Annotated in this window: 14 protein-coding genes and 1 pseudogene; 5 read left to right on the top strand and 10 right to left on the bottom strand. The window is 67.0% G+C overall.

The window, feature by feature from the left end:
* Positions 1–72: 72 nt before the first annotated feature.
* Entirely contained in the window at positions 73–936 is an 864-nt protein-coding gene (locus CDO44_RS07990; RefSeq protein ID WP_087779698.1) for a DMT family transporter, read from the bottom strand.
* A gap of 154 nt (positions 937–1,090) precedes the next feature.
* On the opposite strand from CDO44_RS07990, the pseudogene CDO44_RS07985 reads away from it, so the two are divergent.
* A pseudogene (locus CDO44_RS07985) lies at positions 1,091–2,098 on the top strand (PLP-dependent aminotransferase family protein); the annotation flags it as partial.
* 27 nt (positions 2,099–2,125) lie between these two features.
* Here the strand turns inward: CDO44_RS07985 and CDO44_RS07980 are convergent.
* Positions 2,126–2,956 (bottom strand): IclR family transcriptional regulator, encoded by an 831-nt coding sequence (locus CDO44_RS07980; protein WP_158213224.1) that lies wholly within the window; start codon positions 2,954–2,956, stop codon positions 2,126–2,128.
* 132 nt (positions 2,957–3,088) lie between these two features.
* Here CDO44_RS07980 and hmgA point away from each other — a divergent pair, with 132 nt between their 5' ends.
* The 3 genes from hmgA (at position 3,089) to CDO44_RS07965 (ending at position 6,739) form a co-directional block, all read left to right on the top strand.
* Entirely contained in the window at positions 3,089–4,414 is a 1,326-nt protein-coding gene (hmgA, locus tag CDO44_RS07975; protein ID WP_087779696.1) for a homogentisate 1,2-dioxygenase, read from the top strand.
* On the top strand, positions 4,411–5,700 hold the full coding sequence (gene fahA, locus CDO44_RS07970) for a fumarylacetoacetase (protein ID WP_087779695.1): 1,290 nt from the start codon (positions 4,411–4,413) through the stop codon (positions 5,698–5,700). Before hmgA ends, fahA begins: the two co-directional genes overlap by 4 nt.
* A 64-nt stretch (positions 5,701–5,764) precedes the next feature.
* Positions 5,765–6,739 (top strand): tripartite tricarboxylate transporter substrate binding protein, encoded by a 975-nt coding sequence (locus CDO44_RS07965; RefSeq protein ID WP_087779694.1) that lies wholly within the window; start codon positions 5,765–5,767, stop codon positions 6,737–6,739.
* A gap of 165 nt (positions 6,740–6,904) precedes the next feature.
* Here the strand turns inward: CDO44_RS07965 and CDO44_RS07960 are convergent, their stop codons facing one another.
* From CDO44_RS07960 to CDO44_RS07925, 8 genes are all read right to left on the bottom strand, one after another.
* Positions 6,905–8,485, bottom strand: coding sequence for a sulfatase (locus CDO44_RS07960; RefSeq protein ID WP_087779693.1), 1,581 nt, complete (start codon positions 8,483–8,485; stop codon positions 6,905–6,907).
* 34 nt (positions 8,486–8,519) lie between these two features.
* The gene (locus tag CDO44_RS07955) at positions 8,520–9,488 is read right to left on the bottom strand and encodes a tripartite tricarboxylate transporter substrate binding protein (protein ID WP_087779692.1); all 969 of its coding nucleotides are present in this window, start codon (positions 9,486–9,488) and stop codon (positions 8,520–8,522) included.
* A 150-nt stretch (positions 9,489–9,638) separates the two neighbouring features.
* Complete coding sequence (locus CDO44_RS07950) at positions 9,639–10,547, bottom strand: LysR family transcriptional regulator (protein WP_158213223.1); 909 nt, start codon at positions 10,545–10,547, stop codon at positions 9,639–9,641.
* Positions 10,548–10,615: 68 nt separating this feature from the next.
* Positions 10,616–11,635, bottom strand: a complete 1,020-nt coding sequence (locus CDO44_RS07945) for a 2Fe-2S iron-sulfur cluster-binding protein (RefSeq protein WP_087779878.1) — start codon at positions 11,633–11,635, stop codon at positions 10,616–10,618.
* 33 nt (positions 11,636–11,668) lie between these two features.
* On the bottom strand, positions 11,669–12,643 hold the full coding sequence (locus CDO44_RS07940; protein ID WP_087779690.1) for a PdxA family protein: 975 nt from the start codon (positions 12,641–12,643) through the stop codon (positions 11,669–11,671).
* Positions 12,640–13,113 (bottom strand): aromatic-ring-hydroxylating dioxygenase subunit beta, encoded by a 474-nt coding sequence (locus tag CDO44_RS07935; RefSeq protein ID WP_087779689.1) that lies wholly within the window; start codon positions 13,111–13,113, stop codon positions 12,640–12,642. Before CDO44_RS07935 ends, CDO44_RS07940 begins: the two co-directional genes overlap by 4 nt.
* A gap of 3 nt (positions 13,114–13,116) precedes the next feature.
* Positions 13,117–14,346 carry an aromatic ring-hydroxylating dioxygenase subunit alpha gene (locus CDO44_RS07930; protein WP_369824582.1) on the bottom strand — a complete coding sequence of 410 codons (1,230 nt, stop codon included), beginning with the start codon at positions 14,344–14,346 and terminating at the stop codon, positions 13,117–13,119.
* Positions 14,347–14,384: 38 nt separating this feature from the next.
* Complete coding sequence (locus CDO44_RS07925) at positions 14,385–15,362, bottom strand: tripartite tricarboxylate transporter substrate binding protein (RefSeq protein WP_198951324.1); 978 nt, start codon at positions 15,360–15,362, stop codon at positions 14,385–14,387.
* A gap of 147 nt (positions 15,363–15,509) precedes the next feature.
* Between CDO44_RS07925 and CDO44_RS07920 the strand changes: the two genes are divergently transcribed.
* Complete coding sequence (locus tag CDO44_RS07920) at positions 15,510–16,292, top strand: IclR family transcriptional regulator C-terminal domain-containing protein (protein WP_087779686.1); 783 nt, start codon at positions 15,510–15,512, stop codon at positions 16,290–16,292.
* Positions 16,293–16,310: the final 18 nt, after the last annotated feature.

The following is a 16,310-nucleotide window of genomic DNA, read 5'->3' as shown; positions in this document are numbered from 1 at the left end:
CGGATCCGCGGCGCCCTGGGCAGGGCACCGGTTGGTGGCGGAGGCGCTGCGCCCTGAGTTTAGGGGTGCGGATCAGTGGGCGAAGCGTTCTGCGCCGGCTACGCAGGCGACGGCGGCGAGGGTCGCCGCCAGCATGGGCCAGCTCACGGCTTCGTGGAGGAACAACGCCGCCAGGCCCAGGCCCATGAAGGGCTGGAGCAACTGCAGCTGGCCTACCGCCGCGATGCCGCCCTGCGCCAATCCGTGGTACCAGAACACGAAACCGATCAGCATGCTGAAAAGCGAAACATAGGCAAGTCCGAACCAGGCCGGCGCGCCGACATGGCCTACCGATGCCGGCATGGTGAGCCAGGCGATCGGCAGCATGACGGGCAAGGATAGTACCAGCGCCCAGCTGATGACCTGCCAGCCCCCGAGCTTGCGCGACAGGCGCGCACCTTCCGCATAGCCCAGCCCGCATACGATGATGGCGCCCAGCATCAGCAGGTCGCCCTGGAAGGATGCCCCGATCCCGCCCAAGAGCGCGTAGCCGGCGACACAGGCGCTACCCAACAGCGAAAACAACCAGAAGGCGGGCCGCGGCCGCTCGCCGCCACGCACGACGCCGAAGATCGCGGTGCAAAGCGGCAGCAACCCCACAAAGACGATCGAGTGCGCCGACGAGACATGCTGCAGGGCCAGCGCGGTCAGCAGCGGAAAACCGACCACGACGCCGGCGGCCGCAAGTCCGAGCGAGGGCAAGTCTTCCACCCCGGGGCGCTGCTGGCGAAACGCCGCCAGCAGCGCCAGCCCGAGCGCCGCGGCGATGGTGGCACGCGCGCAGGTGAGAAATACAGGATCGAAATCCATGACCGCCGCACGCGTGGCCGGCAGCGAACCGGCGAAAATCGCCACGCCAAGGAAACCGCTGATCCACCCGCTTGCCGTCTTGCTCATGAACTCCCCTTTCCGCTGCCAGGCAGTAGACCACGGCAGCATGCGAGTTCCCAGGCACAGTCCGATACAATCCGACGAAACTGTTATGGTTACATGACCAGCACAGCCGAGACCGACGAACGTGGAAAATAAGCAGACCCGGATCGATGCCGTCATGGACGCGGTCCGAACCAGGATCGCCGCGCGCGCCTACCTGCCGGGCATGCGGCTGCCGTCCGTGCGGGCGCAGGCCAAGGCCATGCGGTGTTCGGTTTCCACCATCGTCGAGGCCTACGAGCGCCTCGCGGCGGAAGGCCTCATCCGCGCGCGGCCCGGCTCCGGATTCTACGTTTCGGGGCCGGCGGCGCCGCTGGCCCTGGCGCAGATCGGCCCACAGCTCGATCGTGAGGTCGATCCCCTCTGGGTCTCGCGCCAGTCGCTGGAAACCTTCGCCACGGTGCTCAAGCCCGGATGCGGCTGGCTGCCCGCCGCGTGGATGTACGAGGCGGGCATGCGCCGCGGGCTGCGCGCGGCGGCACGGGCGGAAACCTCGACGCTCGTGGACTATGGCACACCGCTCGGCCTGCCGGCGCTGCGCCACCTGCTCGCGCGGCGCATGGCCGCCGTCGACATCGAGGCGCCGCCCGAGCAGATCATGCTGACCGAATCCGGCACCCAGGCCATCGACCTGATCTGCCGCTTCCTGCTGGAGCCGGGCGACACGGTGCTGGTCGACGATCCCTGCTATTTCAATTTCCACGCGCTGCTGAGGGCGCATCGCGTCAAGGCGGTAGGCATTCCCTACACGCCGAATGGACCGGACCTCGCAGCCTTCGGCGCCGCCCTGGACGCGCATTCGCCCAGGCTCTACATCACCAACTCGGGCATCCACAACCCCACCGGCGCAACGCTCTCGTCCGTCACGGCGCACCGGCTCCTGAAACTTGCCGACAACTCCGGCCTCGTGATCGTCGAAGACGATATCTTCGCCGACTTCGAAACCAGCCCTGCGCCAAGGCTGGCCGCCTTCGACGGTCTCTCGCGCGTGATCCACATCGGCAGTTTCTCCAAGACGCTCTCGGCCTCGCTGCGATGCGGCTACATCGCCGCGCGCGCCGACTGGATCTCAAGCCTGACCGACCTCAAGACCGCCACCAGCTTCGGCAGCGGACGCCTGGCCGCGCACGCCGGCGCATAAGGCCCGGCAGCCTTAGGACCGGGCGCCGGGATAGCCCAGGCGGGCCGATAGCGCCTCGGCGGCCTGCCGGACAGCGGCGGCGATAGGACCGCTGGGATCGGAATCGAAACGAGCGCTGTTGCCCAGTGCGGTCACGACCAGCACCAGCTTCGCGTCGTAGTCGAACACCGGGGAGCTGACCGAATTGACGCCGGGCAGCACGTCGCCCGTGACGCGGCCGACGTGCGAGGCCCGCACGCTGTCCAGCAGTTCGCGGACTTCGCGCATGTTCGAGGGGTACGCGCCTTCCATGGCCCGTTCGCGCAGTTCCTCTTCGATCAGGCCGGCGGTGAGGTGCGGCTCCATGAAGGCCGCGAACACCCGTCCCGTGGCGGACGACAGCAGCGGCAGGACCGAACCCGGGCGGACGTTCACCATGACCGGGCGCGGCGAATCGCGCCATTGCACGACGGTCGGGCCGCGGTTGCCCCAGACCGCGGCCAGCACGGTTTCGCCAAGCGTATTGCTGAGCTCGTCCAGCAACGGCGTCACCAGCCTGACGGCGTCCAGCGCGGCTAGGCTGGCGAGGCCGATACGAAGAGAGCCCCGCCCCAGGCTGTACCGGCCCTGGGTGTCCTGCTCCACATAGCCGCGCTTGACGAAGCTGGCCAGGTAGCGATGGACCTTGGCCGGATGCATCCCGGCCGCCTGGGCGATTTCCTTGAGCATGAGAGGACGGACGGCGTCGGCGAACACGTCCAGCACCGTCAATCCGGTTTCCAGCGCCTGGACGCCGCCGCCACGGCTTGCGGCCTCGTCTCCGGCATCGGGCGCGACCGCCGCCGTCGTGCGCTTGCCTGTCACCCTCACTCCGTCTCTCGAGTTACGTTTAGCGTAATGCTAGCACGCATCACGTAATAACTTGACGAATGGCACGGCGATAATTACGCTTATCGTAAATAGATTACTTTCAACGTAATCCCAATCCGGACCATCATGAACGCCTCCACCGACCGCACAGAAACCGCCCCCGGCTACATGTCGGGCTTCGGCAATGAGTTCGCCACCGAGGCCTTGCCCGGCGCGCTTCCCGAGGGCCGGAACTCGCCACAGCGCGCGCCCTACGGGCTCTATGCCGAGCAATTCTCCGGCACTGCGTTTACCGCCCCGCGCAGCCACAACCGGCGCTCCTGGCTTTACCGCATCCGCCCGGCCGCCGTACACCTTCCTTTCGAGCCGATGGAAAGCCCCCACCTGGTGGGCGATTTCGCGCAGGTGCCGCCGACCTCGCCGAACCAGCTGCGCTGGGACCCGCTGCCCATGCCGCAGGCGCCCACCGACTTCATCGAAGGCTGGGTCACCATGGCGGGCAACGGCGCGGCCGACACCATGCAGGGCTGCGCCATCCACCTGTACGCGGCCAACCGTTCCATGCAGGACCGCTACTTCTACAGCGCCGATGGCGAGCTGCTGATCGTGCCGCAGCACGGACGGCTCCACATCGCCACCGAACTGGGCGCGATCGACCTCGCGCCGCAGGAAATCGCCGTCATCCCGCGCGGCTGCCGCTTCCAGGTCGCCTTGCCCGACGGCGCGGCGCGCGGCTACATCTGCGAAAACTTCGGCGCGCTGCTGCGCCTGCCCGACCTCGGGGTGATCGGCTCCAACGGCCTGGCGAACCCGCGCGATTTCCTCACTCCCCGCGCCCGCTACGAAGACCGCGAAGGCCGCTTCGAACTGGTAGCCAAGTTCGGCGGCCGCCTGTGGCGCGCCGAGATCCATCATTCGCCGCTCGACGTGGTCGCCTGGCACGGCAGCTACGCGCCCTACAAATACGACCTGCGCCGCTTCAACGCGATAGGCTCGATCAGCTACGACCACCCCGACCCGTCCATCTTCCTGGTGCTGCACGCGCCGAGCGACACCCCGGGCGTGGACTCGCTGGACTTCGTGATCTTCCCGCCCCGCTGGCTGGCCGCCGAGAACACCTTCCGTCCTCCCTGGTTCCACCGCAACGTGGCCAGCGAGTTCATGGGCCTGGTGCATGGCGCCTACGACGCCAAGGCCGAGGGCTTCGTGCCGGGCGGCGCCAGCCTGCACAACTGCATGTCGGGCCATGGACCCGACGGCGACACCTTCGAGAAAGCCTCGCATGCCGACACCACCCGGCCGCACAAGGTGGACGACACGATGGCGTTCATGTTCGAGACCCGCACCGTCATCAAGCCCACCCGCTATGCGCTGGAGGCGGCCCAGCTGCAAAGCCAGTATTTCCAGTGCTGGCAGAATCTGAAGAAGCATTTTTCCCCGGAGACCCGATGAACCCCGACGACCCCACTGTCGCCCCCAGCCTGAAGAGCTGGGTGGAATCCGCCAACACGGCCGACAGCCACTTTCCCATCCAGAACCTGCCCTACGGGGTGTTCAAGCCCTCCGCCGACGCGGCCGCCCGGGTCGGCGTGGCCATCGGCGACCAGATCGTCGATCTGTCCTATCTCGAGCAGGCGGGCCTGTTGCGCACGCCCCGGCCGCTGTTCTCGGCCTCCAGCCTGAATGCCTTCATGGCCTGCGGCCGCGACACCTGGCGCAGCGTGCGCGCCCGGCTCAGCACGCTGCTGGCCGCCGGCACGGCCACGCTGCGCGACGATGCCGCCGCGCGGGCGCGCGTCCTGGTTCCGCAGGCGTCGGCCACCATGCTGCTGCCGGTGGAAATCCCCGGCTATACCGATTTCTATTCCTCCAAGGAACACGCCACCAACGTCGGCGCCCTCTTCCGCGACCCCAAGAACGCGTTGCTGCCCAACTGGCTGGAAATCCCGATCGGCTACAACGGCCGCGCCTCTTCGGTGGTGGTAAGCGGCACGCCGGTGCGCCGCCCCAATGGGCAGATCAAGCTGCCGAACCAGGAGCGCCCGGTTTTCTCGCCTTGCCTGAAGCTGGACTTCGAGCTCGAGACGGGCTTCTTCGTGGGCGTGCCCAACGGCATGGCGGAACCCGTCGCCTGCGCCGATGCCGAATCCCGCATCTTCGGCATGGTGCTGCTCAACGACTGGAGCGCGCGCGACCTCCAGGCCTGGGAGTACGTCCCCCTGGGCCCCTTCAACGCCAAAGGTTTCGCCACCACGATCTCGCCCTGGGTGGTCACGATGGATGCCCTCGCGCCCTTCCGCACCCGACAGCCGCGGCAGGATCCCGAGCCGCTGGCCTACCTGCGCCACGACGGCCCGCACGCGTTCGACATCCACCTGGAAGTCGCCCTGCGCCCGCAGGGCGGCGAGGCCGCCACCATCGCCCGCACCAACTTCAAGTACATGTACTGGACGATGGCTCAACAACTGGCGCACCATACCGTGTCGGGTTGCAATACACGGGTAGGCGACCTGATGGGCTCCGGCACGATCAGCGGCCCGGACCAGGGCTCGTACGGCTCGCTGCTGGAATTGACCGCCAATGGCAAGCAGCCGGTGGACATCGGGGGCGCCACGCGAGCTTTCATCGAGGACGGCGACGAGGTCACGCTGACCGGCTGGTGCCAGGGCCAGGGCTATCGCGTCGGCTTCGGCCAATGCACGGGCACGATACTGCCGGCGCTGCCCATCGCCGGCTAGCAATCGCTAGCGGCCGGACTTGTCTCCCCGAGTCCGGCCCTGACGACAACCCAAGGAGACATGCATGAAAAACAACTGGACGACGGCACTGGCGGCATCGGCGCTGGTTATCTGGACCGGCGTGGCCACGGCGGCGGAATCCTATCCTTCCAAGCCCATCCGGTGGATCGTGCCCTACGCGGTGGGCGGCGGTTCGGATTTCCTCGCCCGCACCATCGGCGCGCAATTGTCCGAGATCGTGAAGCAGCCCGTCGTGGTCGACAACAAGCCGGGCGGCAACACCGCCATCGGCGCGGTCGAGACGGCGCGCGCGGCGCCCGACGGCTATACCGTGCTGTCGGCCGACAACGGCACGCTGGTATTCAATCCGGCGCTGTACAAAAACCTGAGCTACAACCCCAGCCGCGATCTCGCGCCGGTCACGCTCATGGGCAAGTTCCCGATGATTCTCATCGTCGGCCCCAATACCGAGTTCAAGGATGCGAAGGACTTCATCGCCAAGGTCAAGAGCCAGCCCGGCAAGTACAGCTATGCCTCCGCGGGCGCGGGCAGTCCCCATCATCTGGCCATGGAATTGCTAAAGGAACGCACCGGCATGCGCATGCTGCACATCGCTTATCGCGGCGCGGCGCCGGCCCTGGTGGACGTGGCTGGCGGACAACTGCCGGCCATGATGACCGATCTCGCGGCGGGCAATGCGTTCATCAAAGGCGGCAAGGTGCGCGCGCTGGCGGTAGCCAATCCAACGCGCCTGGCACAGTTGCCCGACGTGCCGACGTTTGCCGAGCTGGGCATCAAGGACGTGGAGGCGTCGGCTCAGGTGGGCATGGTCGTTCCGGCCAATACGCCGCCGGATATCGTTGCCGCGCTGCAGAAGCAGGTCGCGGCGGCCATCAAGACGCCTGCCGTGAACAAGAAGCTGGTGGACTTCGGTATCGAACCGGTGGGCAGCACCCCGCAGGAATACGCCGCGCTCATCAAGAGCGAAAGCGAGCTGTGGCAGAAGCTGATCCGCGACTTGAAGATCACGCTCGATTGAAGCGAGTACGGTGGATCCTGAACACGACCGAGCGGGGCGTTCATTTAAAAAAGAACGCCAACCATCGCCAGCCAGGTGTTACCCTAGGATGCGGTGGATCCGGCTCCGCCGGTCCACCCGTATCGCCCCCTGGGGGGCGCGCGTAAGCGCGTAGGGGCCCATCTATCACGCCAACGCATCCGGATACGGGCTCGTGTCGACGTGATAGAGCATGTCCCGGGCCAGCGCCTGCATCATGTCCGCCTTCACGCTGGCGTACTCGGTGTCGTTCCATAGATTGCGCGCCTCGATCGGGTCGCGGTGGAGGTCGTACAGTTCGCCCCATGGCGCGCCGTCATAGATCGTGAGGCGGTAGCGGGCCGAGCGCAGCGTGCGGCAACGTATGCGCGTATCGAAGCCGAGGATCACGCGCTGGCCTTCTTCCTCGATCATCAGGTGTTCGCGTACGCGGTCGGCCTTGCCCGCCATGACATCCAGCAGACTCCTGCCCTGGATGCCGTTGAAACCCGCCACGCCGGCGCGCGCGAGTATGGTGGGGGCGATGTCGATAGTGCTGGACAGCGCGCTGGCGGCGCCTTGCAGCCGGCGCTGCGGGTCGCGCCAGATGAAAGGTACCCGTACCAGGCCGCGGTAGTGGATCGGGCCCTTGAGCATCAGTTGGTGGTCGCCAAGGTAGTCGCCGTGGTCGCTGGTGAAGATGACCACGGTATTGTCTTCCAGCCCCAGGCGCCGCAGGGCGGCCAGGACGCGGCCGATCTGGTGGTCGATGTTGGTGATGGAACCGTAGTTCAGCGCCAATGCTTCTTTCGCTTCGCGTTCAGTGCAGGCGAAGATGGCGGGCGTGTGCTTGATGGCCTTGCCGCCGTCGCGCTGGCGGCGGAGCCATTGCACGTGCGGAGGCGGGGTTGCGCCGGAGTGGAAGGAAGGCGGCAAGGCCATGTCGTCGGGATCGTACATGTCCCAGTACTTGCCCGGCGGCGTAAACGGGTGATGCGGGTCGGGAAAAGAGCACTGGATGAAGAAGGGCCGCCCGCCCGCCTCTTCCAGTCGCTCGATGGTGCGATCGGCGATGTAGGCGCTGGGATAGAGCTCCTCGGGCACGGCCGTGCGCCAGGCCTGTCCGAACGAGGTCAGGACGTATTCGGGCGCAGGGGCCGCGGCCTTGGGGCCGATCATGGCTTCGACCTCGGGATGGTGCTCGCGCAGCCATTGCCGGTAGTGGCCGTGCACGGAATCGCTGTGGTCGTCCACGAGGTCCACGTCTTCGAAGCCGTAGAACGGGTAGTCGAGGTCGTAGCCGTCCTGCGTCAGCCACTTCTTGCGGTTCTCCTGGTCGTAGCGGCCCCGCCCCCGCGCCTTGGCCTCGCGCGGCAGGCGGTCGGCGGGATTGGGCGGCCAGGGTGGCGGATTGTCGGTCATGTTCTGGAAATGCGCCTTGCCCACCAGCGAGGTCCGGTAGCCGGCCTCGCGCAGCACATCGACGAACGTGGCCGATTGCAGGTCCAGCGGAATGCCGTTGTGGCGCGCGCCGTGGGCCGACGGGTAGCGCCCGGTCAGCAGGCTGGCGCGATTGGGCATGCAGATCGGCGTCGCGACGTGCATCTCGTCGCACCGCCAGCCGGCGGCGGCCAGGGCATCCAGGTTGGGGGTCGCCACCACCTTGTTGCCGTAGGCGCCCAGGTGATCCGCGCGATGCTGGTCAGTGATGAACAGCAGGAAATTGACAGGTCGTTGCGATTGCGGCATTGGCGCATCCATTGAAGCGTGCTCTTCCCTCTCGTCACTCGGCCGTGGCGCCCGATATCTGCACCGCCCGCTTCCACTTGGGCATGTCGGCGGCAATGATCCGGCCCATCTCCGCCGGGCTCATCGGGCGCGGCACCATGCCCAGGTCGGCCATTGTGTCTGCAAAGCCTGCCTTCTGCAGCGCCTGGCGCACGTCGGCGTTGAGCTTGTCCACGACCGGTGCCGGCGTGCCTGCCGGCGCGGTCAGTCCCATCCACGATGTCACCGAAACGTCGCGCGCGACGTCCTTGAACAGCGGAATGCCGGGCAGCGCGGCGAAGGGTTCGGGATTGGCGACGGCGAGCACCCTCACGGCGCCGGTCTTGATGAACGGCGCGGCGGGCGCGATCCCGCCCATCATCAGCGGCACGTGCCCCGCCGCCAGGTCCGCCATCGCCGGCCCGGCGCCCTTGTAGCCGACATGCACCACGTCCAGCTTGGCCGCCGTCTTGAACAGCTCCATCGCCAAGTGGTGCACGGTGCCCGCGCCCGGCGACGCGTAGCTGTACTTGCCCGGCGACTTGCGGATGGCGGCCACGGCTTCCTGCAGCGTGGCCGCGGGGAAAGAACGATGCGCCAGCAGCACGACAACGTTGTCCGCCGCCATGGCGACCGGCGCGAAATCCTTGATCGGGTCATAAGGCAATTGCTTGAACAACGCGCTGTTCACCCCGTGCGTGTTCGAGGTGGCCATCAGCAGCGTATAGCCGTCGGCCGGCGACTTGGCCACCGACTCGCTGGCTATCAGGCCCGATGCGCCGGGCTTGTTTTCCACGACGACGGTATAGCCCTGCTGTTCCGAGATGACGCGGGCCAGCTGCCGCGTCATGACGTCGACGGCGCCGCCGGGCGCGAACGGCACGACGATGCGCACCGGTCTGGACGGGAAGGCCTCGGGCTGCGCAGCGGCGGCGGCCGTGGCCAGCGTGGCACAGGCCGCGACGAGGATACGGGTCGGACCCATGTCGTCTCCTTGCATAGTGAGCGTTATGCCGGGAGTATGGACGCGGCGGGCCGGACTTGGGTAATGACTAATCGACCCGCTGCCATGAATTCTGGTTATCCCGGCCCGCCTCCGGCCGACAGGACCTCGTGCCGCCACGGGCACTGTCTTTCATGCGCCGGCCGCCTCCCGCAGGCACGCGAGGAAATCCTCTTGCACCGGCGTCGGCACGGCGCCCGCGCGCCGCAAGACGCCGACGGTGGCCTGGCGCGCGAGCGGCAGCGGCAGCACCTTGAGTCCGCCCAGCCTGGACAAGGCCTGCACGACGGAATCCGACATGACCGCCAGCAATTCGGCGTCCCGCAGCAGCGAGGCGATCAGGACCACCGACGAAGCCTCGACGGCAACGGGCGGCATCGGTTCGCCGGCAGCCGCCAGCGCGAGTTCGAACTCGCGCCGCAGCGGCGTGTTGGCTTGCGGCATGACCCAGGGATAGGTCCGCGCCTGCGCCCAGCCGATCCGGCGCAGCCTAGCCAGCGGATGCCGGCGGCTGGCGACCACGCAAATGCCTTCTTCCTGCAGCGGCTCGGCCGCCACCGCCGCGTCCATGGGCGCCTCGATGCGCGAGACAACGCAATCGAGCCGGCCTTCCTTGAGCAGTGGCAGCAGCTTCTCGAGCGAGTTCTCGTGCACGGCGACGCAAATGCCGGGCCGCAGGCGCCGGAACCGCCCCATGCACGCGGGCAACAGGCCGCTCGTTCCGATGGGCGTGGTGCCCACCACCAGTTGCCCTACCGATCCATCGCTCATCGCGCGCAAGGTCTCGCCCGTGCGCTCCAGTTCTCCCAGGACGGTACGCGCGTGCTCGACCAGCGTGTCGCAGAAACGCGTGGGCACCAGCCCGCGCGAATGCCGTTCGAACAACTCGACGCCGAGATCCGACTCCAGCTCGCGCAGCCATTTCGACAGCGCAGGCTGGGTCATGTGCAGGCGCGCCGCGGTCAGGCTCAGGTTGGCCGTCTCGTGCAAGGAGACCAGCACGTACAGTTGCCTGACTCGCAGGCGTTGAATCCAGTCCATGGGCATTCCAGCAACCCGGTAACGCCCCATTCTGGCATAGTCGGGCGGCGGACGGCCCGAGGCGGACGCTATGCCGTCTGCGGGGCCATCGGCACGAATGCGTCGCAATAAAAGCGGTCCGAGGCCAGTTCCCGCTCGTGCACGAAGCTCTGCCGCGCCGCGCTGATCATCGCTGGCGACCCGCAGGCATAGACCTCGCAATCCGCCAGCGAAGCGAAATCGTCCAGCACCGCCTGGTGGACGAACCCCTCGCGACCTTGCCAGCCGCTGCCCTCGGGGCAGTCGGACAGCACGGGAACGAAACTGAACCAGGCATGCTTGCCGGCCCACTTGCGCGGCAATTCCGCCATGTACAAGTCTTCCTCCCGGCGCGCGCCCCAGTAAAGCGTCATTGGCCGCTCGAGCTTGCGCTTGATCGCGTCCTCCACCATGGACTTGATGGGGGCGAAACCCGTGCCGCTGGCGACCAGCACCGCCGGCCGGCTCGAGTCGCGCAGGTAGAAGTCCCCGAAAGGCAGCGATACGTCCAGGATCTGTCCGGCCTGCACCGACTCCGCCAGGTAGGCCGAGAACTTGCCGCCGGGAACATGGCGAATGTGCAACTCCACGCCGTCGCTTTGCTGGGGCGGGTTGGCCATCGAAAAATGCCGGATCGTGCCGTCCGCCATCCGCGCGTGCAGGTACTGCCCGGCCTTGAAGCGCACCCGGGTGCCCGCCGGAAAGCGCAGCTGCAGCACCGTCACGTCGTGGGCCGCGCGGGTCATGCGATAGACCTTGGCCGCCACCGTCTTGCTGGCGGCCGGATCGCGGCGCTCGATGTCGCGCACTGCCACGTCCAGGTCCGAACAGGGCCGGGCCTGGCATAGCAGGACGGCGCCCTCGCGCCGCTCGTCCTCGCCGAGCACGCCTTCTCCCGTGCCGCCCCGGGTTTCGCCCGCCACGATCTTGCCCCGACAGCTGCCGCAAATGCCTGTGCGGCAGGAGTACGGGATCTCGTAGCCGGCGGCCAGCGCGCCGTCCAGCACGCTCTGCCCGGCATCGCAAGGGAATTCGATGTCTCGCTGATCGATGCGTATGGTGTATTGCATGGATTCCATCCCGGTCCCGCCGGGTCAACAGAACTAAAGGCCCGCCAGCAGGCGCACGGTGCGCAGCACGGCGGATGCGTCGGCCGCGCCCCGGCCGGCGATATCGAAGGCGCAGCCGTGCCCCACGCTGCTGAAACAGACGCCTCCGCCCACCGACAGCGCACTGGCTTGCCGTGGGCTCAGCAGCTTGACCGGAATGTGGCCCTGGTCGTGGAACATGGCGAGATAGACGTCGTGGCGGCGCTGCGCCAGCATCAGGTCGGCGCCCTGCGGGCCATCCACGTCCAGTCCCATGGCACGCAGGCGCGCGACCGCCGGTTCGGTAATCGACTGGTCCTCGTCGCCGAACAGGCCATCCTCGCCCGCGTGCGGATTGATACCGAAGATGCCCAGCCGCGGCTGGGCGATGCCGATCATGCGCGCGCCCTCGATGGTGGCCAGCGCCGCATCCACGACCAGTTGGGTATCCAGCCTGCCCAACGCCGTCCGCACAGGTTCGTGCAAGGTCACATGGCCGATCTTCAGCTCCGGCGAAACCAGCACCAGGAAGACCCTGTCGGGCGGGGCGCCGGTCAACTGCGCGATCAGGCCCGGATAGCCCGAGAACGGAATACCCGCCCGCGCCACGGAAGTTTCCGAATGGGGACAGCCCACCACGGCATCGACCGCGCCGGCCTGCGCCAATCGCACCGCCTCGCGCACATAGGCCACCATGGCCGCGCCCGCCGCGGCGCGCACTTCGCCCGGAACGTACTCCGATGGCGGCAACGCCGCCACCTTGGCCCACAGCAATTGATCCGGTTGGCGCCGGGCGCCGGGCACGAACGCGGTGAGTGACATGCCCGGTGCATGGCGGACCAGTTGCTCTCGCAATACGAAGCCATCGCCCACCAGCACGCAGTCGACCGGCTCGTCCCGCAACGCGAAAGCCGCCTTGACGGCGATCTCCGGGCCGATGCCGTTGGCGTCGCCCAATGCGATCGCGATGCGCTTGCGGCCGGCCGTCATAGCGGTATCGCCAGCAGCGTATCGATGTTCTGGCTATCGCAGACCGCGATGCGCTCGGCGAACTTCAACTGCCCGTCGGCGCCTTCGACCACGCGGTCCAGGTAGCGCCCGGAAGCGAACACCTCGGTCCCGCCGTCGCGCATGATGCGCACCACCAGGAACGGCGTCTCCACGCGCGCCGCGCCATCTTCAATGCCCAGCACGAAAGGCAGGCCGACGATGTGGCGGTAGCGGTGGCGTTCATAGACATTGGCCTCGCGCAGCGCCGAGACGCGGTCCTGAAGCATGGCGCGCGTATCGGCGTAGATCAGGCCCGCCTGCATGCCGGCAGCGTGGTTGTCCGCGGTATTGACGACGTACAGGCAGCGTTCCTCGAAAAATGCCGGCCATGCCTCGACCTCGTCGTTGTCGATGCAGCGCGCATAGGCGGCATTGAGGGCGCCCAGCCGTTCTTGCGAAAACTCCGCCATGCTTCAGATCTCCATGTAGCCGCGATAGGCGTTCCAGAACCCGCGCACCGACGCTTCCGTGGTGCGATTCTCTTGTGTTTCGATGCCGTCGCCGCCCATCTCGAGCACCGCCTGTTCATCGTCGGTACCCCTGATGCCGCGCTGCACGAAGCCGCCCACCGCGCCGTCCTCCATGGACACGAAGCCGGCCGGCCCGGTCAGGTTGGACTGCTTCAGGCGCATGCGCCGCAGCTCCGGCGTGTCGTCCGCGAATCCGAGATATGTCCAGTTCAGCACGGTCTTGTCCATGCCCGCCGGCAGGATCTGGCGAACGGCGATCGTGTTCTGGATCTGCGCCAGCACGAAGCCGGGGAACACCGACAGGATCTGCAGGGTCACGCCGTCGCCGAACTCGTCGCAGCCGTCCAGCATGCTCGGATCGGCCAGCGCGTAGCCCTCCTTGTCGGAGCGCAGCTTCTCGGCGCTGTACTCGGCGTTGGGCTGCGGCTGGTGCGAGACCTTGGAATAGCTGACGTGGTGGGCGCCGGTCTCGCTCACGATCACACCGCCCTTCTGCGACAGCCGGTTGATATTGAAGGTGGTGAAGAACACGTGCAGCAGGCTGGCATGGTAGGAGTCCTTGACGTTCTCCATGTACAGCTTCCAGTTGTTCGGAATGGTCTGCTTGAAGCGGCCGATGACTTCCACCGGCTTGCACAGCACGCGCTCGATGCGCTCCAGGATTTCATCGCCCAGGTACTCTTCGATGGGCGGCACGTCCTCGTCCAGGCTGCCGAACACCAAGCCGGCCACGCTGGCGGTGCGCAGCTTGCGCGGGTGATGCTCCTCCATCCGGAACCCTGGCGGCATCCCGCCCTTGCCGTTCACGCCCTGCTGGAACGCCACCCCGCGCAGGTTGCCCTGCAGGTCGTAGCGCCACGCATGGTAGACACAGGCGAAATCGCGCGTCTTGCCGCCGTCGTCGAGCGCGATCAAGGCGCCGCGATGGGCGCAGCGATTCTCGAAGGCCTGCAGCTCGCCTTCTTCGTCGCGCGTGACGATGACCGGCATCTCGCCGACGAAGGTGGTGCGGTATGCGCCTGGTTCGGCAAGCTCGGCCTCCAGGCACAAGTAGTTCCAGGTCGGCCCCTGGAACACCCGCTTTTGCTCGGCGTCGTACACGTCCCGGTCGCGATAGAGCCAATAAGGCACCCGGGTCAGGCCGGCCTCCCAGGTCCGCCGGGGTTCGTGAATCTCGCTGTGACTCATGGACTTCCTCGTTGTTGCAAAAATCAGTTAATGGTGACCTCGGCCGTGTCGATGGCCTTCTTCCACTTGATGCGCTCGGCCTTCATGAACTCAGCCATCTGCGCCGGCGCATCGCCGCCCACCTCGGCGCCCTGCTCGATGAATTTCTGCTTGACGTCGGGCATTTTCAGAACTTCGGCGATGGAGGCATTGAGCTTTTTCACCACGTCGGCCGGCGTGCCCGCCGGCGCGACCACGCCGAACCAGGTGCTGACGTCGAAGCCGGGGAGACCGGACTCGGCCAGGGTCGGCGTCTTGGGCAACAGCGGGCTGCGCTGCGCGCTGGTGACGGCCAGGATGCGCACCTTGCCCGACTCGTGCTGGCGGAACGTCGAGCTGATGTTGTCGAAGAACGCGTCGACCTGGCCGCCCATCAGGTCGGCCAGCGCCGGCGATGTTCCCTTGTAGGGAACGAACACGAAGTTCAGGTTCGCCTGAGAGGCGACCAGCGCGCCCGTCAGGTGGGATGTGGTGCCGTTGCCCTGCGTCGCCACGGTCACCTGGCCATCGTTCTTGCGCGCGTAGCCGATGAATTCCTGCGCCGATTTCACGGGCAGGTCGTTCTTCACCGCCAGCACGTTCGGCACGCGCGCCAGCACGGCCACGGGCACGAAGCGCTCCGGATCGAACTGCAGGCTCTTGTACAGGTATTGATTGATGACGAGCGGAGCGGGCGGCGTCGCCATCAACGTATAGCCGTCGGGCGCGGCCTTGGCCACGATGTCGGCGCCGATGTTGCCGCCGGCACCCGGCCGGTTGTCGATGATGACCGGCTGGCCCCACATCGCATTGAGCTTCTCGCCGATGATCCGGGGCAACACGTCGGCCGTGCCGCCTGCCGAGTACGGAACCACGATGCGCACCGGACGGCTCGGAAACGCGCCCGGTTCGGCGTGCGCCACGCCACAGGAAACCGCCCATGCCGCCAATGCGGCACAGGCCATCGATGCAGGTTGTCTCATCCTTGACCTCGTCTACGGAAAATGCGGACGGAACGTCGTTTCCCGTCCGAACATAAAGTCGCAAAGCGAACAATAGTTCGCGTATAGCCGACGATCAAGAAAAGTGGTTAAAATGTTCGCAAAACGAACGCTCGCACGCTTATCTCCATGACGACGACCACGCCCGATACCCGTACCAAGGAAGACAAGGAATACGTGGCCGGCCTGGAAAAGGGCTTGGCCATCATCGAGGCGTTCGGCATCCGCTCGGGCCCGCTCACGCTCAGCGAGGCGGCCGAGATCACGGGCCATCCGCGCGCCACCGCCCGCCGCTCGCTCCTGACCCTGCAACGGCTCGGCTACGTGGAAAGCGATGGCCGGTATTTCCGGCTGGCGCCGCGGGCGCTCCGGCTGGGGCACGCCTATGTCACTTCCAGCCCCCTGCCCAAGCTGGTGCAGCCGGTGCTGGAGACCATCAGCGAGCGAACCAAGGAATCGAGTTCGCTGGCGGTGCTCGATGGCGGCGAAGTGGTGTTCGTCGCACGCGCCGCCACGCGCCGCAGCCTGTCGGACGGCCTGGGTATGGGATCTCGCCTGCCGGCGCACTGCGCCGCGACAGGCCGGGTATTGATGGCGGCGCTGGCGGCCGACGACGTCACGCAATTGCTGGGCAGGATGCCGCGCCGCGCGCTCACGCCCCGTACCCGCACCGAGATCCCGGAACTGCTCGCACTGTTGGACGAAGCACGGCGCCTGGGTTATGCCACCAGCGACGAGGAACTCGAACTAGGCGTACGCTCCATCGCCATCCCGATCTATGACCAGACGGGCCGCACCGTGGCGGCAATGAGTCTGGTGGCGTCGGTCAATCGCTACACGCTGGACCAAATGGTGGAAGCCCTGCTGCCGGAATTGCTGGGCGGCCGGCGCATGCTGAGCGCGATGCTCTAGCGATCCCCGCAACCTTCG

Source organism: Pigmentiphaga sp. NML080357, assembly GCF_002188465.1.
GTDB lineage: Bacteria > Pseudomonadota > Gammaproteobacteria > Burkholderiales > Burkholderiaceae_B > Pigmentiphaga.
Note: the sequence above shows the minus strand (reverse complement) of the source record. Positions and strands in the feature narration are given on the sequence as shown.